Genomic DNA, 22,656 nt, shown 5'->3' with positions numbered 1-22,656 from the left:
GCTTTTTGTTTGTCCCGTTTGCTTGTGGAACCGTTATGGATCTCATTGCCCTCTCCCGCCTCGGCGGTCGCCATCTGGTTACCCTGCACCTGCTGCTCGACAGCCAGAGCGTCACCCGCACCGCCGAGCGGCTCTGCACCACCCCCTCCACCGTCAGCAAGACCCTCAACCAGCTGCGGGATCTGCTCGGCGATCAGCTGCTCTACCGCCAGGGCAACCAGCTGTTGCTGACCCCGTTCGCCGAGCGGCTCGGCCCCACCCTGCACCGGCTGCTGAGCGAGCTGAACAGCCTCACCGGCCAGGGCGGGTTCGATCCCGCCAGCTGGCAGGGGCAGCTGAAATTCGCCCTGCGCGAGAGCGGCATGGTCTGGCCCATGGGGCCCATCCTGGCGCAGCTGATGCGCGAGGTGCCGGGCCTGGTGCCCGACATTCGCAACAAGGATGAGCAGGGGTTGGCGGCGCTGGCGGCGGGCAAGCTGGACTTTGTGATCCTGCCCCACGATCAGAGCCAGCCGCTGCCCCGCCAGCAAGGGCTGGTGTGGGAGACCCTGCGCGAAGACAAGCTGGTCTGCCTGCTGCGCGCGGATCACCCGGCGCTGGCGCGATCCTGGGATCTCGATGCCTACCTGAGCTGGCGCCATATCGCCATTCGCGATCAGGAGCTGGCCAACCCCTTCTTCGAACAGAGCCTGGCCCAGTTGCAGGTGCGCCGGCAGATCGCCGCCATCCTGCCGGATTTTGGCAGTGCGGCAGCCCTGCTGCGTCAGAGCGATCTGATCCTCACCGCCATCGGTGGCTGGGCCGAACAGGCGGCCCCCCACGCTCTGGTGAGCAGGCCGGTCCCCTTCGATTACGGTGCCGTCACCCACAGCCTGGTGTGGTACGGCCCGGCCGGAGAAGAGCCGGCCCGGCGCTGGTTTCGCCAGCGCATCCTGCAACTGGCCCGCGAGCTGGGATGAGGACGACCATGCCCGGCACATGCTGGCCGGACATGGCGAGTGTCAGGGTTTCTTGGTGTAGATGGGGCTGGGGAAGGGAGAGACGTTGTTGCCCAGTTCGGTGATGCGGGCGGCCCCCTGCTTGCGCACCTGATCGACCCGCAGCACGTGGTGCATGGGAATCATGGTGCGATTGACGTCGGCAAATTCACTCTTCAACTTCTCGTGGCTGGGGTCGACGATGAGCGCCGTGTGGTTGTCCCACACGAAGTTGGCGATCTCGATGAAGCCGAACAGCTGACCCTGGCTCACTTCCCTGACATAGACTTCGTAACGCTCGTTGTGACAAATGAACTGCACTCGATATAAGGCGTTGGATTCACTCATGTTCGTCTGTTGATGGTGGGCGATTGACCCATTCTAGCCGCCACCTCGCAGAGCTCAAATAGACAGCAATCACAGTTACGTCATCTCAAGACTCAGGCAGCAAAAAAGCCTCGCCGAACCGCTCCGTTCGCCGTCCAATCTTGCCTTGTAGTATCAAATCCCTTTGCGATCAGTTGATTAGCATCCGGCTATTCAGAGCAGTGGCGGCAGGCTGACCGGGCCGAGCCCGGCCACCGTCAGCGCAGCGGCCAGCTGCTCCAGCTCCTCTCGCGCCGCCTCTGGCCAGCCCTGCGCCGCCCCGCGCACGCCGTGATGGCGAAAGCCGTTGAGGCGGATAGGCACGGGCCCGAGGGCGCACAAGAAGGCGGCGAGCCCGCCCTCCAGCGTGCCGTCGGCGGCGAGATAATCGCTCTGCCCCGGCACCTGCAGCAGGCGTACCTCCGCCAGCTTGCCCGCCTGCGCCAGCAGTTGCAGCGACGCCAGCACCCGCTCGCGGCCATAGCCGGTCAGCGTGTGATGCACAGAGTCGCGCCACCCCTTGAGATCGATCATGGCGCCGTCCAGCACCGGCAGCAGCCGCTGCCAGCCAGCCTCGGCGAGCGAACCGTTGCTGTCGAGCAGGCAGTCGAGATGAGCCAGATCCGGCGCCCCCTTCATGGCCGTGAACAGCGCGATCACGAACGGCAACTGGGTGGTGGCCTCACCGCCGGAGACGGTAATGCCGGTCAGCAGCGGGCCGTAGCGGCGCAGCAGAGCCAGCACCTCGGCCACCGTCATGGTGGCGGTCTTGGGGCTGGCGCTGCGGGGGCAAACATCGAGACAGGCATCGCAGTCGGTGCAGTGCGCCGCCTGCCAGCTCACCCGTCCCTCGTGCAGGGTCAGCGCCCCGCTCGGACAACCGGGCACGCAGTCACCGCAGTGATCGCAGAGGCCGATGGTGTGCGGGTTATGACAGCCGGGGCAAGCGAAGTTGCAGCCCTGCAGAAACAGCACCAGCCGGTTGCCGGGGCCGTCCACGCAGGAGAAGGGCAGCCAGCGGCTCACCGTAGCGGTGCGCGCCGCCCCTGCCCGCCTGCCGCACTCAGTAGTCACACAGGGTCGCCTCGCGCCCTACTACCCGCGGCGCCCGCTGGCGGATCCCGGTCAGCTCGCTCGCCTCGGCGCCGAGGCAGGTGGTCTGCAGCCGCGAGCCCTCGGCCGCGAAACGGGCCACGTCGCTCTTGCGGATCATGTAGCCGGTCACCCGCACCAGATCGCTGTCCGCCACGTTGGCGGTGAACTCGCGCATGCCGATGGCGAGCGCCCCCTTGCAGAGCTGCAGCAGCGCCTGCGGGTTCTGGCGGATGGTGGGATCCAGGGTGAGGATCTCGCTGATCCCGGAGTGATAGAAGCCGTGGTGGGGCGCCAGCGCCAGCACGTGGCTGGCGGGATCCGGCTCCTCGCCATAGGGGATGCGTACCCCGGGGGTCACCCCGCGATCCACGCTGAGCCCGCCCTGGGAGTGGAGCAGGGCGCGGCCACCCCAGGCGTGCACCTGCGGCGTTTCGCTCACGTGCCGGGCGAGCTGGGCCGAGATGCGATAGCCCAGCTGGTTCGCCTCCTCGTCCCGGCCGTAGCGCTCCGGCAGATTCTCCTTGTCCATCAGAAGGTTGACCGCCTCGGCCATGCCGTAGATGCCGAACATGGGTACGAAGCGATCCTCTTCCAGCAGCCCCTCCTGCACCAGGAAGCTGTCGAAGAAGCCTGACTCCTGGTGCAGGAAGGCGGCACGCGCCTCGATCAGGCGGGAGGCGAGGCGGCAGTAGTGGGGCAACAGGCAGCCCAGGAAGTCGTCGATGCCGTGGGCCTGCTCGGCCACCCGCTTGAGGGAGACCCGCACCAGAGTATTGGCACCGCCCGCCTGGGGCAGGGCGTTGTAGCAGCTGACGATACCGAAGCCGCGCTCATCGAAGGTGTTGCGATGCAGCGGGTAGTTGGCGATGTGGGGCTTGCTGCAAGCCGCGATGTTCTTCACCCCCTGCAGCAGCAGGCTGTCCGGGGTCTGCGCCGGATCGTGGAACAGGGTGAGGTTGGGAGCCACCTGCTTGAGATCGCCGTCGATGCGCAGGATCAGGCGGCAGAGCCGGTTGTCATCCGGGCCTATGTTGACGTGCATGAAGGCATCCGGCAGCACCCGGTCCAGGTAGATCCAGAACCCCTTCAGCTTGCGATAGAGGGCCTCGTCATCCAGCTCACCGACGAAGGGCAGCAGCAGGTGGTCGAGTCGGCCCAGCCAGACCGGCATGCCGGTGACGGAGGGCACGTGGTGGTAGAGGATACGCAGGGCATCGAGCGCCTCGTCAAAATCCTGCGGCGGTGCCAGCTCCAGCCAGGCCGAGCCCTGGCGCAGGAACTTCTCGTAATCCGGCAGCACATAGCGCGGCTTGTAGGGGGCGTGCCCCTCGAACATGTCGCAGACAAAGCCCTTGGCCATCGCCTCGCTCACCTCGGCGGGCAGTTCGGGATAGGGCAGCGCATTCTCGGCGGCCAGCGCCAGGGCATGGCTCTTCTGGGCCGGTGACAGCAGGGGATCGCGCACGATGCGCTGGCAGGTTTCGGTGAAGGACATGACTCGCTCCTCGACGGATGGGAGCTAAATCCTCACACTTGAGAGGTGTTTTTTTGAAGTGACATTCACAACATGGCGGATATCCAATGAAGACATCCGCCATGCAAGATCACGGGCCTAGCCCAGCCAGGGCAGCAGCTGGGCCACGCCCCCCTGCCAGCGCAGCAGGAAGAAGCCCCCCATGCCAACCACCACCACCAGCAGGGTCGGCAGCCGCAGCAGGGTCAGCGCCGTCACCAGCAGGGTGGCGACCAGGTAGTCCGGATCCCAGCTCAGCCCGGTGCCCGGCTGGTAGCTGAAGACGATGGGCAACCAGATGGCGGTCAGCACCGACTGGGCAGAGAAGCTGAGGAAAGCCCCCATCTCGGCGCCCGGTTGATAGCGGGTCAGCCGCGAGAAGAAGGCGAAGCGGTTGAAGAAGGTGATCAGGGCCAGCAGGCCTATCATCAGCCAGCTCATGATTACCTCCTCATCCGGTGCAGCACATAACCCACCAGCATGCCGGAGAGCGCCGAGATGATGATGTAGACCTCCGCCAGCAGCGGCTTGGTGAGCAGCGCCATGGCTCCGCTCACCAGGGTAGCCGCCACCATGGGCAGGTTCTTCATGGCGGGAATGGTCATGGCGATGAAGGTGGCGGCGATGGCAAAATCCAGCCCCATCTGATCCAGCCCGTCGATGTACTGACCGGCGGCGATGCCGAGCAGGGTCGCCACATTCCAGAACAGATAGAAGACGAAGCCGGCAATCAGCGCATAGGCCGGATCGAAACGGCCGCTGCGCTCCCGGTCTTTGAGCGCCACCGCAAACATCTCGTCGGTCAGAAAGAACGCCAGACTGGCGCGCCAGCGCAGGGAGAGCGGCAGCACGTCGCGGCGAAAGGTGAAGCCGTAGAGCAGGTGCTGGGAAGTGATGACGAAGGTGGAGCCCATGATGGGCAGCAGCGGCGTCCCCGCCCCAAACAGGGTGGTGGCCGAGAGCTGGGCGGCACCGGCATAGACCAGCAGCGACATCAGCTGGGCCTGCAACGGGCTGAGCCCCACCTGCAGCGCCAGGGCGCCACACAGGATCCCCCAGGGGATCACCGAGACGGAGAGCGGCAGAATATCGATGGAAGCGCGCCACCAGAGCGCGCGGGTACTCTCGGCCCCGACGGGCCGGGAGCAGGTTGCTGATGGCATGGGATCATCCTTGTTGCGTCCACGGCGAGCCGGAAAAACTAGCACAGCACGGGGACGGATACCAAGAGGCTGCGGGTAAAGAAAGAGGATGGAGACAGAACAGGGGGAGCCAAAAAACAGAACGCCACCCGGAGGTGGCGCACTGCAGAGAGTCAGGGCTGAATGACGATGGGGGTGCCGGGTTCGATGGCGTTCCACACTTCGTCCAGATCCTTGTTGAGCATGGCGATGCAGCCATTGGTCCAGTTGGACGGCTGCAGGCGGGTGTTGCCTATGCTGTTGCGCTGACCGTGGATCATGATCATGCCACCCGGTCGCACACCCATCTCGTTGGCCGCCTTGATGTCGTCCAGATTCGGGTAGTTGATGTGGATGGCCTTGTAATAGTTGGAGTTGGTCTTCTTGTAGTCGAGGATGTAACGGCCTTCCGGCGTACGCTGATCCCCTTCCCGCTGCTTGTGCCCCTTGGGCGCCGGACCCAGAGCGATCCAGTAGCGTTTGACCTCCTTGCCATCCTTCATCAGGGTCAGGCTATAACTCGATTTCTTCACCACCACCATATCGGCGGACAGGGTGGCAAAACTCAATGCGGGCCACAGCCCCAGCAAACACAGTAATACGGCTCTCATTCCATCCCTCGGCAAGCCTCTGGTAAGGGCTTTTCTGTTACCAAATCATCTGAACTGCACCGCCTCGTGTGGCGGGCGAGCGCCATCATATTGGATCGCCATCAATACTCAATATATCCAGAGAAACATATCCCGCGCCATCTTTTATAGATTGTTACAATTAACTGCCAAAACAACGGGATAACCCCCCTATCTCGGGATAGTCCCGGGCGGGACATTGGGGGAAGATAAGGCGCTTTTCACCTCTCAGGAACCTCACGATGCGATACCGACTTTCCCTGCTGCTCCTGCTGCTCTGCTCCTCCCTGCAGGCGGCCGAGCCGCTCTGGCTGCGCGAGCCCGCCCTCTCCCCCGACGGCAAGCAGCTTGCCTTCACCTGGCAGGGCCGCGTCTACCTGAGCGCGGGGGATGGCGGCCCCGCCGTGCCCCTCACCGACGGCAACTACCTGAGCCAGCGCCCGCTCTGGTCGCCGGATGGCAAGCTCATAGCCCTTGCCGCCAATATCTACGGCAACGAGGACGTGTTCGTGGTGCCGAGCCGTGGCGGCGAGATGGTGCGGCTGACCCGCGATTCGCGCCCCGATCTACCCCAGGCCTTCAGCGCCGACGGCAAGCAGCTGCTGCTGAGCAGCCAGCGGCTGACCGACCCCGACGCCGATCACTTCGTGGCGGAAGGCTACCAGGCCGGCAACCTCTACTGGACGCCGGTTGCCGGCGGCCCGCTGACCCCGGCCCAGCCCCTGCCCGCCACCCTGGCCCGCCCCCACGGCAGCCAGCTGGCCTACCAGATGCCGGGCATGGATCAGCCGTTTCGCAAGCACCAGCACTCGTTCGCGGTCTCCCGTCTGTGGCTGTTCGACGGCAAACAGCATCGCCAGCTGACCGAAGACAGGGTGGCCGCCAGCGATCCGGTCTGGGACGAGCAGGGCAAGCAGCTCTACTACCTGAGCGAGCGCAGCGGCGATTTCAACGTCTGGCAACGGGATCTGGCCAGCGGCCAGGATCGCCAGCTCACCCACTTCAAGGGCCATCCGGTGCGCGGCCTCAGTGCCTCCCGCCAGGGGGATCTGGTCTGGTCCTGGCAGGGGGAGCTCTACCGCCTCGATGCCGGCAGCGACACCCCGCGCAAGCTCGTCATCCAGCCGCTGTTCGCCAAGGTACCGGCCGAGCAGAGCTGGCAGCCCGGCCCCGTCGACGAGGCCATCGCCCGCCAGGACGGGGAAGAGGTGATCCTGGTCAGCCAAGGGGATCTCTACGCGGTCGACACCCGGCGCGAGCGGGTACGCCGGCTCACCCGCCATCCCAGCGAGCAGTCGGCGCCGCGCTATCTGGATAAAGAGCAGGAGCTCATCTACCTCTCCGAACAGGAGGGGCCGGCGGCGCTGTACCGCCTCAAGAAGGGGCAGCCGGACAAGCTGTTCAGCGACCCCGGCACCTTGACCGAGGAGAAACTGCTGGCCATCCCGGGCGCCGCCATCAGCGTGCCGACCCTCTCCCCCGACGGCAAACAGCTCGCCTTCGTGGTGGACGGCCAAGCCGTGCACCTGCTGGATCTGGCCAGCGGCAAGCAGCGCCAGCTGGTCGCCGCCGAGTTCAATCCCTCCCGTCACGCGGTGGAGCTGGCCTTTGCCCCCGATTCACGCCACCTGGCGCTGACCATCCAGCCCGACTCCGCCCAGCAGGAGATCGCCGTCATCGATACCCGGGATGCCAAGGCCAAGCCGGTCAACGTCAGCCTCAACGGCTATCGGGATGGCGATCCTGCCTGGAGTCAGGACGGCGGCATCCTCTACTGGCAGTCCACCAAGTACGGTGTGCTGGGTGCCGATGGCGAGCCCCTCGGCGGCAGCCTGCTCGGCCTCTACAGCAGCCGCGCCGCCAAGAGCGACTTCATCGCCGAACAGGCGCCGCCCAAGGCCGGTTACGGTTTCGAAGCTGACCGGCTGGCACACCGGGAGGCGCTCCAGCTGCAGCCAGAGGGCCCCATCCTCGCCAGTCGCATCGTCGACGATCATCTGATCTATCTGGTGGAGGTGATGGATGCCAACGGCGAGAGCGAGATCAAGGGCTATGCCCAGGATCTGCGCAAGGGGGAAACCAAGCTGCTGTTTGCCGAGCAGCCGGGGCCGGCGCTGGCCAGCCTCAACCAGGATGCCAGCCTCGCCACCCTGGTGCGGGAGGGGGAAATCGCCCTCATCGATACCCGCTCCGGCGAGGCCAGCAGCCACCCCTTCAATCTGCTGATCACCGCCAGCTGGCAGGATCGGATGAGCGCCGCCTTCGACCAGATCACCCGCCTCACCCGGGACGAGTTCTACCGGGCCGACATGAACGGGGTGGACTGGGACGGCTATGTGGCCGCCTATCGTCGCCTGTTGCCCGGCATCAGCAACGATCGTGACTTCGGCAACCTGCTGGCAGAGCTGGCCGGCGAGCTCAATGTCTCCCACACCTGGGGCAGCGGTCCGGCCCCCTCCCTGCGCATGCCGGACGAGACCGCCAGCCTCGGTGGTTACTGGCGCGAGCGACAGGGGGCGGTCGAGCTCGACGCCCTGCTGGCCGGCGGCCCGCTGGAGCAGGAGACGGATCTGGCGCCGGGTGCCCGCCTGCTGGCCGTCAACGGCACCGAGCTGCACAGCCTCAACGAGCTGGATGCCCTGCTCAACCACCAGGCCGGCCAGCGGCTGGCGCTCACTGTGCTGCCCAAGGGGGCCAAGGAGCCCAGCCAGCTGGAGGTCACCGCCATCGACCTGCAGCAGGAGTATCAGTTGCAGCTCGACGGCTGGATCGCCAAGCGCCGCAGCCAGGTGGAGCAGTTGAGTCAAGGGCGGGTCGGCTATGTCTACCTGCCGGAGATGAGCAGCGCCGTCTATGAGGAGGTGGTGGCCGACGCCCTCGGTCGCCAGCGCAACCGCGAGGCGCTGATCGTCGACGTGCGCTTCAACAAGGGGGGCTATCTGGCCAATACCCTGGTGGAGTTCCTGACCGGCAGCGGCAGCGCCCAGGGCATGGCTCGCAGCTGGCCACGCCTTGGCAAGGGGGAGACGGACGCCGCCACCCGCCAGTGGACCAAGCCCTCGGTGGTGCTGGTCAATGCGGGCAGCTACTCGGAAGGCTCGGCCTTTCCCCAGTACTACCGCACCCTCAAGGTGGGCCCCATCGTCGGTGAACCGGTGCCGGGCACCGGCACCATGGTGTACGGCCACACCTCCAAGCTGATCCCGGGTCTTGCCTACGGCATCCCGACCCTGGGGCTGCGCAACCCCGACGGCACCCTGTACGAGAATCAGGAGCTGATCCCGGACGTGCAGGTGGCGCTGACCCCGGCCGACATGCTGGCGGGGCGCGATCCCCAGCTGGCAGCCGCAGTGCAGGCCGCCCTCGCCCAGTTGACCACGAATGCGAAACCCGCGGCCAAACAGGCTGACTGACGCCCACCAGCAAAAAAGGAGCCGGCCGGGCTTGCCCGGTCGGCTCCTCTGACAGACATCAAGGGCGCGCCGCCTGTTGCGGGGCGCCCTTGATGCATCAGGCCGGCTGCGTCTCGGCCGGCTGGCGGGCCAGCGCCAGCTGATACCTGTGCTCGGCCAGCTCCAGCTCGCGGCGCGCCTCGTCCACCTTGCCGTCGGCGCTCTTCACCGCCGCCACCAGCTGGTTGTAGCGATCCCAGCTGCCGTTGTACTCGTTCACCTCGGCCTGGTAGCGCTGGCTGATCTCGTTGGATTGGCGAATGATGGCGTTGTTCTCATCGTGCAGCTGATCGATGCGGGCGCTCAGGCTCGCCTGGATGGCGCGGATCCGGCGATACTCTTCCGGGCCGTAGCTACCGTTGTAGCTGTTGTGCTCGCGCACCAGCCGGTTGATCTCCTGCACCGTCTGCCGGTTGCGCTGGTTCAGCTGGCTCAGCTCGCGCTGGTAGCGATCAAAGTTGCCCTTGAGCGTCTGCTGGCGATCCTGCAGGGCGGTTCTGGCTGCCACCTGCTGGCTGTAGTGCTCCTGAGCCGCCGCCAGGTCCTGGCGTCGGGTCTCGAGGGAGCGCTCCAGCTCGCCCAGATCCGGCAGCGCTTCCGACACCATGGTGGGATAGAAGGCGGCGATCTGCGGCGTCGTCACCTTCAGCGCCCGCACCGCATCGGCTCCGTTGGCCTGATCCCGGTAATCCACGCCGCACGGCTGCCCCTTGCAGATCAGGTCCGGGCTGGAGAACTTGTACTCGTGGCTGTAGACCCCGAAGCTGGAGGGATAAGCCATCACGGTGGCGAAAGAACCCCGCACCCCGTGCCCCAACGCATAGTGATAAGTGCCCCCCGTGCCATCTTGCAGGCGGGAGTGGTTGAGCCCCATGTTGTGACCCAGCTCGTGCGCCAGCACCACGTCGCCACAGCCGGTGGCCGTGACATGGCTGAACATGCTGCCGGCATCCTGGGAGACATCCCCGTCGGCATACGCCTTGCTGCCATCGGTATAGGTAGCGGAACCGCCAACCCAGGCCAGCCCGCAGCTGCCATGATCACCGGTCTGGGGGCGCATCAGCACCACCATGTCGGCGCCATAGCGGGTGCGCAGGGTCGGTACCTGCTTGAAGGCCGGATCCTGCTGGTAGGTCACCGCGTTGAGCGCGGATTTGTCAGTGCCGCCATCCGGGTAATTGACCTGCTGGTCGTGCACGGCCCGCACCGTCAGATCCAGGCCGCTGGCGGCATAGATCTGGTTGGTGACGTTGATCATGTGCTGGATCCGGGTCTGGGCGTCCCCCTGATAGCGGGCCGCCAGCCCCGGACTGTGCAACACCATCAGGTCGATGGTTTCCGCCAGCACCGGGGTCGCCCCGAGCAATCCCGCAATCATGATCCCCAAGGTGGTTTTCTGCATGTGATCTTCCTTTTCTGTTGTTATTGGTGAGTCGGGATCAGGGCGTCATCGCCGCCATGACCCAGATCCAGCGGCGGGTTCTTGTAAACCCAGCCCTTGCCTCCCAGGGTCTCGACGGAGTAACTGCCTTGCGGCGTGCCGATGAACCCGAAAGTCGCTTGCTTGCCGACGGTGAAATTGACCGGATAGCTGTCACCGTCGACCCGAATCTCCCCTTGCCAGTTGCGCTCCCCGCCCCGCTGCAGTTCAACCTTGGTCACCCTGGCCTGCAGGGTGCTGCCGTCCGGCAGCGGCAGGGCCACGCTATCACCCACCTGGGCCCGCTCCAGATCGCTGCCCTGCAGGGCGATTGGCTGGGGCTGCTCGACCGCATCGCCGGGCTCCGCCAGCGGAAAGTCGGCATCCACCTCGGCCGCCTGCCAGGGGGTCTCCAGCTGCTGGCTGCCATCTTCTCGCAGCCGATCCGGCTTGGCGGGGGCTGCGACCGGCGCCGGCTTGAGCACGGGGGCAGGCATGGCGGCGAGCGGCGCGAGCTCCGCCAGCGGGCCGGAATCCGCAGCGCTCTCCTCACTCCCTGTCGCCTGACCGGGCGCCACCGGTTGCGGCCACAGGTACCAGCCGATCACCCCGGCCAAGAGGGCGCCCAACCCCAGCCAAGGCTTCCATTTCGCTCTCTTCATACTGATACTCCAGTCAAAAACAATCCTTATAAAACAATGAATTGCGCTCAAAGTGAGCAGGCATGCTAGAAACCGTCAAGCAGGCTGGCACCCCCCTATATGGGGCGTCGAAAAAATGGGGGCGGGAGGTTCACCACCGCTGGGCGAGTCGCACAAGCCAGTGCTGGCGGGGGCTGAGAGAGGGTTCGAATGATGCTTTTTTGCCGCATGAAAATGGCTCCCAAAAGGGCTGGAATGAGGCCATTCACCCCATATGGGTTAAGCAGATTTGGCTGTACCGGGGGGCGGGCGTCGGCGTACCCTGATGGCATCAATCAGGTCAAGGATGTTGCATGAACGGTTTGCCGATACTGGCGCCAGCACTGGGCTGGCTGTTGATTTCACTGCTGGCGGCGCCGCTGGCCGCCGCCCCCCTGACGCTACAGGGCGAGACCCAGCGTTACCGCATCGATCCCGATACCCTGGCCATCTCGGTCAACCAGATCCCGGTCAGCGCGGGCCAACCCGCCCGCCAGGTCGATCAGTTGCAACAAGGGGAGCAGCAGGCCAGCTGGCACTGGCCCGCCCAGGACGCCAGGGTGGAGGTCAAGCTGGATGGCGACGACCTCTTGCTGACGCTGGTCAGCGACAGTCCCCGTCAGCTGGCCTGGTTCAGCCTGCCGAAAAACCAGACCCACCTCTCCCTGGCCTTCGGCGAGGGCAGCCGCTTCTCGGTGCGCGACAGCGACTGGCTCGGCTATGTCGGCGACGAGCTGGCCGAGCTCAACACCCACTACGACCTCAAGCTGCCGCTCTGGAGCCAGGATGCCGGCAAGCAGACCTACAGCTGGATCCTGCAGACCCCCTACGACAACCGGCTTCGCTTCAGCCGCCAGGGAGGCCGGCTGCAACTGAGCGCCAGCCATGAATTCAGCAGCTTCAACCAGCAGGCGCCTATGGTGGTGCGGCTGAGCGTGGGGGATGACTGGCTGGCCGGCGCCCGCCGCTACCGGGCGTGGTTGCAGAGCGAGGGGGCCTGGCAGTCTCTGGCCGACAAGGTCGCCCGCATTCCCGCCGGGCGGCGGCTGATCGGCGCCAGCCATGTCTACCTGTGGGGTGATGCCCTGCTCGATCGGCAAGATGTGAAGGCGTGGCCCGCACTGCAGGCCAAGCTCCGGCAAAAGCCGGAGTGGCTGCAAGGCTTCAACAGCGAGGAGCAAGAGGCGCTGGCCGCCAAGGCGCCAGAACCCTGGCAGCAGGCGCTGATCATGGCGGGTCTCAACCGGCTGATTGCCGACCAGCTGCCGCTACCTGCCCAGCAGGGCCCGCAGGCCCAGAGCAAGGTGCTGGCCCTGCGCCAACAGTGGGTCAAGAGCCAGTTCGGTGAACAGCTGGTGGCGCAGGAGCGCTGGGGCCAGGGGCTGTCACTGCCGGTGATCGAGGCGCTGCAGCAGGCGGGACTGCGCAAGCTGTGGCTCGGCACCCCGCAATGGACGGCGGCCCTGCAGCAGGGCTATGCCCTCACCGCCGCCCAGCGCCAGGGTTATCTGGTGGGCAGCTATGACTCCTACGATACCGCCATCACGCCCGGCACCAACGACAGCTGGCTCACCGCCCAGCTGCCGCCGGAGATCGGCAAGCGCTGCGCCATCGTCGAGGCCAACGGCAAGCCCAAGCCGGGCTTTGGTGGCGAGGGGGTCTATCTCAATCCCGGCTGCACCCTGCCGTTTGCCAAGAACCGCATGAGCGAGCTGGCCAAGGCCAGCGGCATCAACAGCCTGTTCCTCGATGTGGACGGCACCGCCATGGCCTCCAACGATTACAACCCGGCCCACCAGCAGGGTAGCCAGGCGATGATCGCCGACCGCAACGCCCGCATGAGCTGGGTGGGAGAGCGGCTCGGGCTGGTGCTGGGCTCGGAGGATGGCAACGCCCTCACCAGCAAGCCGCTGCTGTTTGCCCACGGCATCCAGAGCTGGGGCTTTGGCTGGACCGATGCCGCCATGCGCAAGCAGGCCAAGTCCCCCTACTACCTCGGCAAGTGGTGGCCGGACGAGGCGCCGCAGGTCTTCTTCCAGCCCGCCCGGCTCAAGCCGCGCTACCTGAAGACGGTGTTCAACCCGGCGGATCGGCTGCCCCTCTATCAGGCGGTGTTCCACGACTCCGTGCTCAACAGCCACCACTGGCTGCTGGACAACCTCAAGTTCCCAGGCATCAAGGAGGAGCGCGCCCTGCTCGGCCTGCTCTACAACACGCCGCCGCTGGTCAACCTGAGTCGCAGCACGCTGGCGAGCCGGCTGCCGGAGCTGGTGAGGCTAGACAGCCAGTTCGGCCCGCTGCACGAGGCGCTGTGGGACAAGGCACTGGTGGGTTTTCGCTGGCGTGACGGGGTAGGCCGGGTGCAGGAGACCCGCTTCTCCGACGGCAGCCGGCTGGTGGCCAACTTCGGCCACAGCTCCATCATGATCGACGGCCACAAGCTGCCGGGCCGCCAGCTGCTGGTGGCGCTCAAGGACAAGCCGGTCAGCGTGCTGAAGATCCAGGGCTGAACCCGGGCCGCCATCAGGAGGGGGTCGCCCCGCTGGCCGGGGCGGGCGGCACTGCATGGAGGTTGAGCCAGCGCCGGCGCAGCGCCTCCAGCGAGCCATCCTGGCGCATCTGGTCGAGGGCCCGCTGCAGGGCCTGCACCTTGGCCGGCTCCGTCGCCAGGTTGAGGGCGAAGTAGTACTGCTCGCCGTCGTCATAGACGAACAGCGGGGTGAGCGCCTCGAGGCCGTGGCCCAGCTGGTGCATGTGAAAGGCGGCCCCCAGATCCAGCGCCGTCACCAGCTCCACCCGGCCGCGCAGCAGCATGCGAAACTTGTCCTCCTCGCTGTTGACGCTGACCGGCGCCAGCCCCTGGCGGATCAGCTGCTGGGCCGAGGCCGAATTGCGCACCACGGCGATCCGGTAGTGGCTCGCCTCCTGCAGGCTGCGGGGCTGGATGTCGGTGCGCGAGCTCAACCGCCACACCCTGATGGTGCGCGGCCCGACCGGCCCCACCCACTGGAACTGCTGCTCCCGCTCCGGGGTGCGCGCCACCGAGAAGAGGATGCTGCCCGCCTGATAGCGGGCATTCTGATAGGCCCGCGCCCAGGGCTGCAGCTGGATGTCACCGCGCAGCACCAGGCCGCTGCGCGCCAGCAGGGCATGCAGCAGATCCACCGAGAAACCGCTCACCGGCTGACCGGCCAGCTGATAGTTGTAAGGGGGCATCTGCTCGGTCAGCGCCTGCAGTGCCCGGGCCGGCTGCGCCAGCCCTCCCGTCAGCAGCAGCGTGGCCAGAAGCCACCGCCACCGCGCTGTTGTTCCCACCCTCGACTCCTTCCCATGAAAACAGACCCCTGCCGCGGCAGGGGTCTGACATAACGCATGTTCACCGGCTTGCGCCTCAGTGGTTGGTCACCGTCTCCTGGTAGTGGTCGCGGATCCAGCGCTCGAAGTCGGCCAGCATGGCCGCTTCGGAGCCGCTATTGTCGGCGATAAGCTGGTCGCCGTGAACCACCCGGATGCGGGCATTGAGTGGCTCACCCTCGCCAACTGGAGGACGCTGGCGGGCCGCCGCCATGCAGGCTTCTGCCTGCTGCCACGCCTCGGCCACGCTCTGGTTGCAGGCCCGGGCCAGCGGCCCCGCACTGAAGCCCTTGCCGGTCAGGCTCTGCAGCGTCTCGTCATGGGTCATGCCGTTGCCCGGCCCCCAGTAGTGGGCGGCCAGATCCGGCCCGATGCGCGGGTTGTCGGTGAGGTAGCCGTCGCGTTTGAGGAAGTAGGCGCGGGTCTGTTCCACCGCCATCAGCGCCAGTAGATAGCCGTGATAGGCGCAGGCCGACTCCTGGTTGAGCAGGTGCGGGATGGCCAGCAGCGGGCGCGGGCTCTCCCCCCCAGGATCTGGCGCTCCCAGCGGCGGGCCAGTGCCAGCACGGCGGCCGGGGTACGCTCGGCTTCATCCATGGCGTAGAGATCCCGCTCGAAGTAGGCCACCAGCGCGATCTGGCGCTCATTGAAGGCGCGAAACGGCTGGCGCGCCTCGATCATCGCCTTGATCAGCGCATCGGGGATCGGCTCCCCCGCCGCGTTTCTGGCGTAGCGCTTGAGCCAGTCCGCGTCGTCCAGCAGGCTGTCGCAGAACATCGACTGGGTCTCGGCGTAGGCCATGGAGGTGGGCGGGAACTCCTGGGAGAAGCAGGGGGCGTTGCCGGTGACATTGGCAAAGTGCGCCGCATGGCCGCCCTCGTGGAACAGGGTGTTGAGCCCGCTCCAGCCGCTGCCCACCTGGGCCGGGTTGGCCAGGCTGGTGAAGTTGACCACCGCCGGCACCCACTCCCCCTCCTGCCAGAAGCTCGGCACCGGGCCGTGGCAGAAGCCGTTCTCGTATTTTCCCTCCCGGGTCAGCAGATCCAGGGTGAGGGTGGCGCCGCGGTACTGGATGCCGAGCCGGCGAAAGCTCTCGACCCAATCCTGCAGCGCCCGCGAGAAGGGCACGTAAGGGTCGAGCTGGCGGGTCACGTCGCCACTCACGCTGTAGCGCAGGTTGTGGGGCAGCAGGGCCGCCTCCCCCTTGACCGCTTTCAGCTCCGCCAGGCTCTGGTGCAGCCGCTGCTCGGTGCCGGCGATGAAGTCGTCGAGAATGGCGAACAGCTGCGCCGGGCTCATCTGCTCGTTCTTGTGCACCTTGTAGTCGAAGTAGTCGCGATAACCCATGGCGCGGGCGAAGCGGTTGCGCAGCGCGACGATGGCCAGATAGCCGTTGTCCACCACCCACTGCTCCAGGGTGTGGAACATGGCGAGCGCGCTTTGGCGCACCGCCTCGTCGCTACTGGCGGCCAACGCCGTGCTGGCGGCGGGCAGGCTGCCGGCCACCTGTCGGCCCTGCTCGTCCAGCAAGGTCAGCTTCAGCTCCCGGCGACGGGCAAACAGCGCCGCCTCGGCAGCCACCAGCTCGTCCATCAGGGCGGCGGCCTGAGGATCCTCGATGACGTTGCACTCGAAGAAGGCGATCCAGCCCCCCAGACCGCGCTTGAGCTCGGTCTCCTCGGCCTGGGCCTGCATCTGCCGCAGCACCGGCAGGCGCGCCGGATCGGCGCAGAACGCCTTGTAGGCCTGCTCGGCGGCGGTGAAGCCGGCCTGATCGTCGCTGGTGCCCATGTAGGTGGACCAGAACAGATCCTCCTTGCGCCTGTGTACCTGCAGGTAGTCGGCGTTGAGCTGGTTGAGATAATTCCTGGCAATGGAACTCATAACTTCCCTCTTGTTATGGGGCGGCCGCGAGGGCGCCCACTCCTTTTTGGTGAAATGCCAACTCATTCACATTTTCTGCAAATTGAGCAGACAAATAGTGCGCCGGGATGCGCGCCATCACGCTATCAAAAGCGAGGGTTTCTGTCTGCTGGCTATACTGATTGTCAAATTGCTCAATTGGCGTTTTATGGCCCCAAGCCATTGAAAGTTAATTAAATGTTAATAACAAAATAATCAGGGCCAGCCAACGGACTGGCCACCACCAGACCCGCACGGGAAAGTTAAGGAAGAGACTATGTTCAAGCTCGGTGATATTGCCGTGAGCCGCAAACTGATGCTGTTGCTCTCACTGGCGCTGATCGGTTTCATCGCACTGCTGCTCATCTCGGTCAGTGCCCTGCATCGCAACCTGATGAGTGAACGGGAAGCCAGGCTGCAGGCCGTACTGGATCTCGCCATGAGCCGGATCCAGACGCTGGCGACCACCCTGCCTGTCCCCCAGGCCCAGGCCGAAGCCAAGGCCATGCTCAACAGCATGCGCTTTGACGGCGACAACTACCTGTTCGTGCTGGACGAGAACCGCCGGATGGTGGTGCACCCCGTCAGGCCCGAGCTGGTCGGCCAGCAGATGGGCGAGAGCGGCACCGCTACCGCCGGCGTCCACTGGCAGCAGATGGTGGATCTCGGCAAGGGGGGCCACAGCGGCCGGCTGGAATACAAGTGGATCTCCCCCTCCGGCGAGGCTGCCCAGAAGATGTCGCTGGTGGCCGGTTATCAGCCCTGGGGCTGGATCCTCGGCTCCGGCGTACTGCTGCAGGACATCCAGGCCACCATCTGGTCCCAGTATCAGCTGATGGGGGGCGCTACCTTGCTGGTGACCCTGCTGATGGGGCTGCTGGGCTTTGCCATCAGCCGCTCCATCGTCAATCCGCTGGCCGAGATTAACCGGGCCATGCAACAGGTGGCCGCCGGCGATCTGGTGGTGAGCATCCCGGTGCACGGCCAGGATGAGCTGGGCGCCGTCGCCAGCTGCACCAACCAGGGACTCAACGCCATTCGCCGCGCCCTGCTGGAGGCGAGCCAGGGGGCCCGCAACGTGGCGGATGCCGCCCTGCGCATCGCCGCCTCCGCCGAGCAGACCAACCAGGCGGTCAACAGCCAGCGGGATCAGCTGGCCCAGCTCGCCACCGCCATGAACGAGATGAGCGCCACCATCTCCGACGTGGCGGGTCACGCCGAGAACACCGCCCGCGACACCCAGGACGCCACCAGCGAGGCCGGCCTCGGCAACCGTGACGTGCACGCCAGCGTGCACGGCATCCAGGCGCTGGCCACCGAGGTGGAGCAGGCCACCCTGCAGGTCAACCAGCTTAAAGAGGGGGTGATGCAGATAAGCGAGGTGACGGCGGTCATCAGCGCCATCTCGGAGCAGACCAACCTGCTGGCCCTCAACGCCGCCATCGAGGCGGCCCGCGCCGGCGAACAGGGCCGTGGGTTTGCCGTGGTGGCCGACGAAGTGCGCCAGCTGGCCAGTCGCACCCGCCAGTCCACCGAGGAGATCCAGAGCACCATAGCCCAGCTGCAACAGCGGGCGGTGACCGCCGCCAGCGCCATGGACGCCAGCCGCAAGCTGGCGGAGAGCAGCGTCAGCCAGTCGGAGAAGGCGGGCCAGGATCTCTCCCTCATCGTCAACCATATCCAGCACGTCAGCGACATGGCGACCCAGATAGCAACCGCGGCGGAGCAGCAGAGCATGGTGGCGGAGGACATGAACCGCAACGTCAGCGGCATCAACGACTCGGCGCTGGAGATGTCCCAGTCCGCCTCCCAGCTGGCCCAGGAGAGCGAGCTGCTGGCCGGGCTTTCGCGCAGCCTGGACGAGCGGCTGGCGGTATTCAAACTCGGCAGCGCCATCGACCAGCAGCTGGAGCAGCGGCTCGCCCCTCTGCACCGGCAGGTACATCCGGCCGAACGCCCCCGCGCTCGCCACTGATCCGTCCTGCCCTGTCGCAGCGCACGCCCCCGTCAGCCCGGCTGACGGGGGCGTGCTTCATTGATGAAAAATGTGGATTTTTTGCATCTTGTCGACCAGTTCGACGACATTGATGCGGCTGCGTTCAGTTAACCATCATTTAAAAACAAACAGTTAAGTGTTTGCTCTACTCCGATGAGGTCAAGCTGTAAAGATTTACACTTAATTATTTAATCAAAAATAGCCATGATGGGTTGTCGCCAAACGCGACACCATGACCCTTTATGTAGTCATTTGGCAAACTGGTTGAAAGGCCAGGACGCAAAGCCTCCGGTCTAAAGACATGTCGTCCAGGATAGCGGGGTTGCCACATCGTGCTTCGGGGAACTCCCCCTGCCAACTTGACTGCCCACATCTGTCGAACAGAGGAATGTATGGCAGCAAAAATCCAACTCAATCACGTCGCTGCGACGCTGGCCCTGCTGGTCAGTGGCAGCGTGCTCGCACACGGCTACATCAGCCAGCCGGAATCACGCAACTACCTGTGCAAGACCGGCGGCAACAGCCAGTGCGGTGCGGTGCAATGGGAGCCCCAGAGCGTGGAAGGCCCCTCCGGCTTCCCGCAGGCCGGTCCGCCCGATGGTCAGATCGCCTCGGCCGGCAGTGCCAGCTGGCGCGAGCTGAACGCCCAGACCAGCGACCGCTGGACCCGCCGCGAGGTACAGGCCGGCCCCTTCGCCATCAGCTGGACCTTCACCGCCAACCACGTCACCCGCAACTGGCGCTACTACCTCACCAAGCAGGACTGGAACCCGAACCAGCCGCTGACCCGCGCCGCCTTCGAGCTCACCCCCTTCTGCGTGGTGGACGGCAACATGACCCAGCCGCCCAAGCAGGTCACCCACCAGTGCAACCTGCCCCAGCGCACCGGCTATCAGGTGATCCTGGGGGTGTGGGAAGTGGGGGACACCAGCAACAGCTTCTATAACGTGATCGACGCCAACTTCAAGGGCGGCACCCAGCCGCCGCTGGCCTGGAGCCAGGGCGGCACCATCTATCCTTCCACCGAACTGGCGGTCGGCGACAAGGCCAGAACCCTGGTGTTCGACGCCAACGGCGTGCGCCCCGATCTGCAGACCGAGCTGACCATCGCAAGCCCGGAGCAGGGCCAGAAGAACAACTGGACCCACGCCCTGGCGACCAAGATCAATGCAGAGCAGAGCCAGATCCGCGCCGGCCAGCAGAGCGGCGAAGGCCAGTTCAACCCCGTCTACGGCCAGAACCCGGTCTACTTCAAGGCCGGCAGCGCCCTGGAGCGAGTCGAGATCCAGCTCGAGCAACAGCAGCCGCCGGTGAGCAACGGCGTCAGCGTGAGCGGCCTGGAGAGCGACTACCTGCTCGACGAGGGCAAGCTTACCCTCAACTTTACCGTGGCCGCCGAGGGCGATCTGACCGTCACCAACACCCTGTATGATCACGGTGGGGCCGCCAAGGGGCAGACCAGCGCCGACATCAAGGACAGCACTCACAGCTTCACCATGCCGCTCACCGGGCTCAGCGCCGGTCACCACCAGCTGGTGATCGAGGGCAAACCCAAGGCCGGTGGCGATGCGGTGCAGCAGACCCTGGATCTGATGCTCAAGGATCCGGCCGCCGGTGGTGACTACCAGTTCACCTTCCCGGACGGGCTCAAGTCCTACACCGACGGCACCAAGGTGCTGCAGCCCAAGAACGGCAAGGTCTACCAGTGCAAACCTTTCCCCTATCGCGGCTGGTGCAGCCAGTGGTCAGCCAGTGCCACCCAGTATGAACCCGGGGTCGGCACCAATTGGCAGGATGCCTGGATCCAGGTGAACTGAGCCGCAGGCACAGCATGACACCATCAACAAAACGGGGAGCCACTGGCTCCCCGTTTTCTCTGGTGCACCACCTCAGATCTGGAAATCGATGGCCGCCTCGCTGCCCATGGCACGGGCCTGAATGTCTGCCAGCGCCAGCTCCGGGTTGCAGAGCTGGATGAACTGCCAGGCGAAGTTGTGCTGGAACTGCCCCTGCTTGAGACCGATCCAGGCGGTGTGGGGCGCGAACAGCCGGCTGCCGTCCAGCTGCACCAGCCCCTTGTCGCGCTGGGTGTCGAACGCCATGTCCGCCAAAATACCCACCCCCATCTCCAGCTCGACATAGGTCTTGATGACGTCGGAGTCCTGCGCGGTCAGCAGGATCTGCGGGGCGATGCCGGCCTCGGCAAACGCCTCATCCACCCGCGCCCGCCCGGTCAGCCCAGCCTGATAGGTGATGATGGGCCAGTGGGCCAGCGCCGCCAGGGTCAGCTCCCGCTCGGCGGTGAGCGGATGCTGCTCCGGCACCACTATGTTGTGGTGCCAGCGGTAGTAGGGAAACGCCACCACCCCTTCGCTCTTGTCGAGCTGCTCACTGCTGATGCCGATGTCCACCTCGCCGGTCTGCACCAGCCGCACTATCTCCTCCGGGCTGCCCTGGCGCAGCTCCAGCTGCACCAGCGGGAACTGCTCGCGAAACGCCTTCACCACCCGCGGCAAGGCATAACGGGCCTGGGTATGGGTGGTCGCCACCAGCAGCCGGCCCGACTCGCGGTTGGCGAAGGTGCTGGCCAGCTTGCGGATGTTGTTGGCGTCGTTGAGGATGCGCTCGGCGATCACCAGCAGCTCCTTGCCCGGCTCGGTCATGCCGAGCAGCCGCTTGCCGTAGCGGATGAACAACTCGATCCCCAGCTCCTCTTCCAGCTCACGGATATGGCGGCTGACCCCGGACTGGGAGGTAAACAGGGCATTGGCCACCTCGGTCAGGTTGTAATCCCGCCGTGCCGCCTCCCGGATAATTCGCAACTGCTGAAAATTCACGTCATCGCCTCCTGCGCTGACCGGCAGGTCGGGGTTCTCCCCGCCGCCTTGTTGTTATCTTGTCTGGCCGCCCGAGCCTGAACTCTGAGCGCCATACTGACCCTGTGGTATCCCAGGCGGGCAGACTCCGCCATGGTCATGCTGCTTGCCTGCGCGGCCCGCCAGGGGCCTGCCACTTAAATCTGGTAATCCGGGTAGAGCTGAGCCTGTTTGGCCACCAGCCGCACCCCCTGGCCCGGGCTGAAGGCGCGGGCCGCCTCCTTGCTCAGCTCGGCTTCGAAGTGTGCACCGTTTGTATCCCCATTACCACGCAGTTCCACCCGGATGCGCGGCCCCATGGGCAGCAGGCGGGTGATGGTGGCGCTGATGCCACCCGGCGCATCCGCCGGCAGTATCTCCAGCTCGTGGGGACGCACATAGGCGACGGCGGCGCTGCCCTCCGCCAGCTGGGAGCTGATGGGCCCGCCCAACAGCTGCTCGCCGATGCCGAGCCCCTGCCCGGCCACCCGGCCGCGAAACAGGTTCACACTGCCGAGGAAGCTGTGCACGAAGGAGCTGGCGGGCTGGTCGTAGACCTCTGCCGGGGTGCCTATCTGTTCGACCTTGCCGGCGTTCATCAGCACCACCCGGTCCGCCACCTCCAGCGCCTCCTCCTGATCGTGGGTGACGAACAGGCTGGTGACGTGCAGCTCGTCGTGCAGCTCGCGCAGCCAGCGGCGCAGCTCCTTGCGTACCTGGGCGTCGAGGGCGCCGAAGGGCTCGTCCAGCAGCAGCACCTTGGGCTGCACCGCCAGCGCGCGGGCCAGCGCGACCCGCTGACGCTGGCCGCCGGAGAGCTGGGTCGGGTAGCGCGCGGCCACGTGGCTGAGCTGCACCAGATCCAGCAGCTCCTTGACCCGGGCGCGGATTGCCGCCTCGGCCGGTCGCTCGCTGCGCGGCTTGACCCTAAGGCCAAACGCCACGTTTTCGAACACCGTCATGTGACGAAACAGGGCGTAGTGCTGGAACACGAAGCCGACGTTGCGCTCGCGCACGTGCAGATCCGAGGCATCCTCGCCGCGGATGATCACGCTGCCGCTGTCGGCCTGCTCCAGCCCGGCGATGATCCTTAGCAAAGTGGTCTTGCCGCAGCCGGAGGGGCCGAGCAGCGCCACCAGCTCACCGTCGTGAAAGTCGAGGTTGATGTCGGCCAGCGCCGCGTACTGGTTGAAATGCTTGTTGAGTCCTTGTACCTGAATGCTCATGGCAGCCTCT

General features: G+C 65.8%; 16 protein-coding genes, 1 pseudogene and 1 riboswitch. Of the genes and pseudogenes, 5 read left to right on the top strand and 12 right to left on the bottom strand.

Annotated elements, in window-relative coordinates; genetic code table 11:
* Nucleotides 1-35: 35 nt before the first annotated feature.
* The gene (locus E5E97_RS07320; RefSeq protein ID WP_039216091.1) at nt 36-959 is read left to right on the top strand and encodes a LysR family transcriptional regulator; all 924 of its coding nucleotides are present in this window, start codon (nt 36-38) and stop codon (nt 957-959) included.
* A gap of 42 nt (nt 960-1,001) precedes the next feature.
* Here the strand turns inward: E5E97_RS07320 and E5E97_RS07315 are convergent, their stop codons facing one another.
* From E5E97_RS07315 to E5E97_RS07290, 6 genes are all read right to left on the bottom strand, one after another.
* Complete coding sequence (locus E5E97_RS07315; RefSeq protein ID WP_011704589.1) at nt 1,002-1,325, bottom strand: DUF1820 family protein; 324 nt, start codon at nt 1,323-1,325, stop codon at nt 1,002-1,004.
* A gap of 192 nt (nt 1,326-1,517) precedes the next feature.
* Nucleotides 1,518-2,369 (bottom strand): YjjW family glycine radical enzyme activase, encoded by an 852-nt coding sequence (locus E5E97_RS07310; protein ID WP_171281203.1) that lies wholly within the window; start codon nt 2,367-2,369, stop codon nt 1,518-1,520.
* A gap of 37 nt (nt 2,370-2,406) precedes the next feature.
* On the bottom strand, nt 2,407-3,933 hold the full coding sequence (locus E5E97_RS07305; RefSeq protein ID WP_171280057.1) for a YjjI family glycine radical enzyme: 1,527 nt from the start codon (nt 3,931-3,933) through the stop codon (nt 2,407-2,409).
* Between the two features lie 117 nt (nt 3,934-4,050).
* The gene (locus E5E97_RS07300; protein ID WP_010635181.1) at nt 4,051-4,392 is read right to left on the bottom strand and encodes an AzlD domain-containing protein; all 342 of its coding nucleotides are present in this window, start codon (nt 4,390-4,392) and stop codon (nt 4,051-4,053) included.
* Between the two features lie 2 nt (nt 4,393-4,394).
* The gene (locus E5E97_RS07295) at nt 4,395-5,114 is read right to left on the bottom strand and encodes an AzlC family ABC transporter permease (RefSeq protein ID WP_041218167.1); all 720 of its coding nucleotides are present in this window, start codon (nt 5,112-5,114) and stop codon (nt 4,395-4,397) included.
* A gap of 152 nt (nt 5,115-5,266) precedes the next feature.
* Nucleotides 5,267-5,743 (bottom strand): murein L,D-transpeptidase family protein, encoded by a 477-nt coding sequence (locus E5E97_RS07290; protein WP_024944607.1) that lies wholly within the window; start codon nt 5,741-5,743, stop codon nt 5,267-5,269.
* A 260-nt stretch (nt 5,744-6,003) separates the two neighbouring features.
* Here E5E97_RS07290 and E5E97_RS07285 point away from each other — a divergent pair, with 260 nt between their 5' ends.
* Nucleotides 6,004-9,174, top strand: coding sequence for a S41 family peptidase (locus tag E5E97_RS07285; RefSeq protein ID WP_171280056.1), 3,171 nt, complete (start codon nt 6,004-6,006; stop codon nt 9,172-9,174).
* 97 nt (nt 9,175-9,271) lie between these two features.
* On the opposite strand, the gene E5E97_RS07280 is transcribed toward E5E97_RS07285, so the two are convergent.
* Both E5E97_RS07280 and E5E97_RS07275 read right to left on the bottom strand, forming a co-directional pair.
* Nucleotides 9,272-10,615, bottom strand: coding sequence for a zinc-dependent metalloprotease (locus tag E5E97_RS07280; RefSeq protein ID WP_171280055.1), 1,344 nt, complete (start codon nt 10,613-10,615; stop codon nt 9,272-9,274).
* A gap of 20 nt (nt 10,616-10,635) precedes the next feature.
* The gene (locus E5E97_RS07275; RefSeq protein WP_171280054.1) at nt 10,636-11,295 is read right to left on the bottom strand and encodes a hypothetical protein; all 660 of its coding nucleotides are present in this window, start codon (nt 11,293-11,295) and stop codon (nt 10,636-10,638) included.
* A gap of 332 nt (nt 11,296-11,627) precedes the next feature.
* On the opposite strand from E5E97_RS07275, the gene E5E97_RS07270 reads away from it, so the two are divergent.
* Entirely contained in the window at nt 11,628-13,823 is a 2,196-nt protein-coding gene (locus tag E5E97_RS07270) for a glycoside hydrolase (RefSeq protein WP_171280053.1), read from the top strand.
* A 13-nt stretch (nt 13,824-13,836) separates the two neighbouring features.
* On the opposite strand, the gene E5E97_RS07265 is transcribed toward E5E97_RS07270, so the two are convergent.
* On the bottom strand, nt 13,837-14,628 hold the full coding sequence (locus tag E5E97_RS07265) for an ABC transporter substrate-binding protein (RefSeq protein ID WP_171280052.1): 792 nt from the start codon (nt 14,626-14,628) through the stop codon (nt 13,837-13,839).
* Between the two features lie 76 nt (nt 14,629-14,704).
* Nucleotides 14,705-16,551 (bottom strand): annotated as a pseudogene (locus E5E97_RS07260) (M3 family metallopeptidase).
* A 295-nt stretch (nt 16,552-16,846) separates the two neighbouring features.
* On the opposite strand from E5E97_RS07260, the gene E5E97_RS07255 reads away from it, so the two are divergent.
* Both E5E97_RS07255 and gbpA read left to right on the top strand, forming a co-directional pair.
* Nucleotides 16,847-18,544: a methyl-accepting chemotaxis protein gene (locus tag E5E97_RS07255; RefSeq protein ID WP_171280051.1), complete on the top strand. Its 1,698-nt coding sequence runs from the start codon at nt 16,847-16,849 to the stop codon at nt 18,542-18,544.
* 265 nt (nt 18,545-18,809) lie between these two features.
* A riboswitch (cyclic di-GMP riboswitch) is annotated at nt 18,810-18,895 on the top strand.
* A 62-nt stretch (nt 18,896-18,957) separates the two neighbouring features.
* Nucleotides 18,958-20,382, top strand: coding sequence for an N-acetylglucosamine-binding protein GbpA (gene gbpA, locus E5E97_RS07250; protein ID WP_171280050.1), 1,425 nt, complete (start codon nt 18,958-18,960; stop codon nt 20,380-20,382).
* Between the two features lie 72 nt (nt 20,383-20,454).
* Here gbpA and cbl read toward each other — a convergent pair whose 3' ends face one another.
* Together cbl and E5E97_RS07240 are read right to left on the bottom strand one after the other, a co-directional pair.
* On the bottom strand, nt 20,455-21,402 hold the full coding sequence (cbl, locus tag E5E97_RS07245) for an HTH-type transcriptional regulator Cbl (RefSeq protein ID WP_011704576.1): 948 nt from the start codon (nt 21,400-21,402) through the stop codon (nt 20,455-20,457).
* Between the two features lie 176 nt (nt 21,403-21,578).
* Nucleotides 21,579-22,646, bottom strand: coding sequence for a sulfate/molybdate ABC transporter ATP-binding protein (locus E5E97_RS07240; protein WP_011704575.1), 1,068 nt, complete (start codon nt 22,644-22,646; stop codon nt 21,579-21,581).
* Between the last annotated feature and the right edge of the window lie 10 nt (nt 22,647-22,656).

Origin of the sequence: Aeromonas sp. 2692-1 (assembly GCF_013085505.1) — a bacterium.
GTDB classification, from domain to species: Bacteria; Pseudomonadota; Gammaproteobacteria; order Enterobacterales; family Aeromonadaceae; genus Aeromonas; species Aeromonas hydrophila.
This window is presented reverse-complemented; position numbering and strand designations above follow the sequence as displayed.

Bases quoted from the DNA above. Each gene is read 5' to 3' on its own strand.
- E5E97_RS07270 (WP_171280053.1), top strand. From the start codon at position 11,628: ATGAACGGTTTGCCGATACTGGCGCCAGCACTGGGCTGGCTGTTGATT.
- E5E97_RS07295 (WP_041218167.1), bottom strand. From the start codon at position 5,114: ATGCCATCAGCAACCTGCTCCCGGCCCGTCGGGGCCGAGAGTACCCGC.
- gbpA (WP_171280050.1), top strand. From the start codon at position 18,958: ATGGCAGCAAAAATCCAACTCAATCACGTCGCTGCGACGCTGGCCCTG.
- E5E97_RS07320 (WP_039216091.1), top strand. From the start codon at position 36: ATGGATCTCATTGCCCTCTCCCGCCTCGGCGGTCGCCATCTGGTTACC.
- E5E97_RS07305 (WP_171280057.1), bottom strand. From the start codon at position 3,933: ATGTCCTTCACCGAAACCTGCCAGCGCATCGTGCGCGATCCCCTGCTG.
- E5E97_RS07240 (WP_011704575.1), bottom strand. From the start codon at position 22,646: ATGAGCATTCAGGTACAAGGACTCAACAAGCATTTCAACCAGTACGCG.
- E5E97_RS07275 (WP_171280054.1), bottom strand. From the start codon at position 11,295: ATGAAGAGAGCGAAATGGAAGCCTTGGCTGGGGTTGGGCGCCCTCTTG.
- E5E97_RS07300 (WP_010635181.1), bottom strand. From the start codon at position 4,392: ATGAGCTGGCTGATGATAGGCCTGCTGGCCCTGATCACCTTCTTCAAC.
- E5E97_RS07255 (WP_171280051.1), top strand. From the start codon at position 16,847: ATGTTCAAGCTCGGTGATATTGCCGTGAGCCGCAAACTGATGCTGTTG.
- E5E97_RS07285 (WP_171280056.1), top strand. From the start codon at position 6,004: ATGCGATACCGACTTTCCCTGCTGCTCCTGCTGCTCTGCTCCTCCCTG.
- E5E97_RS07280 (WP_171280055.1), bottom strand. From the start codon at position 10,615: ATGCAGAAAACCACCTTGGGGATCATGATTGCGGGATTGCTCGGGGCG.
- E5E97_RS07315 (WP_011704589.1), bottom strand. From the start codon at position 1,325: ATGAGTGAATCCAACGCCTTATATCGAGTGCAGTTCATTTGTCACAAC.
- E5E97_RS07290 (WP_024944607.1), bottom strand. From the start codon at position 5,743: ATGAGAGCCGTATTACTGTGTTTGCTGGGGCTGTGGCCCGCATTGAGT.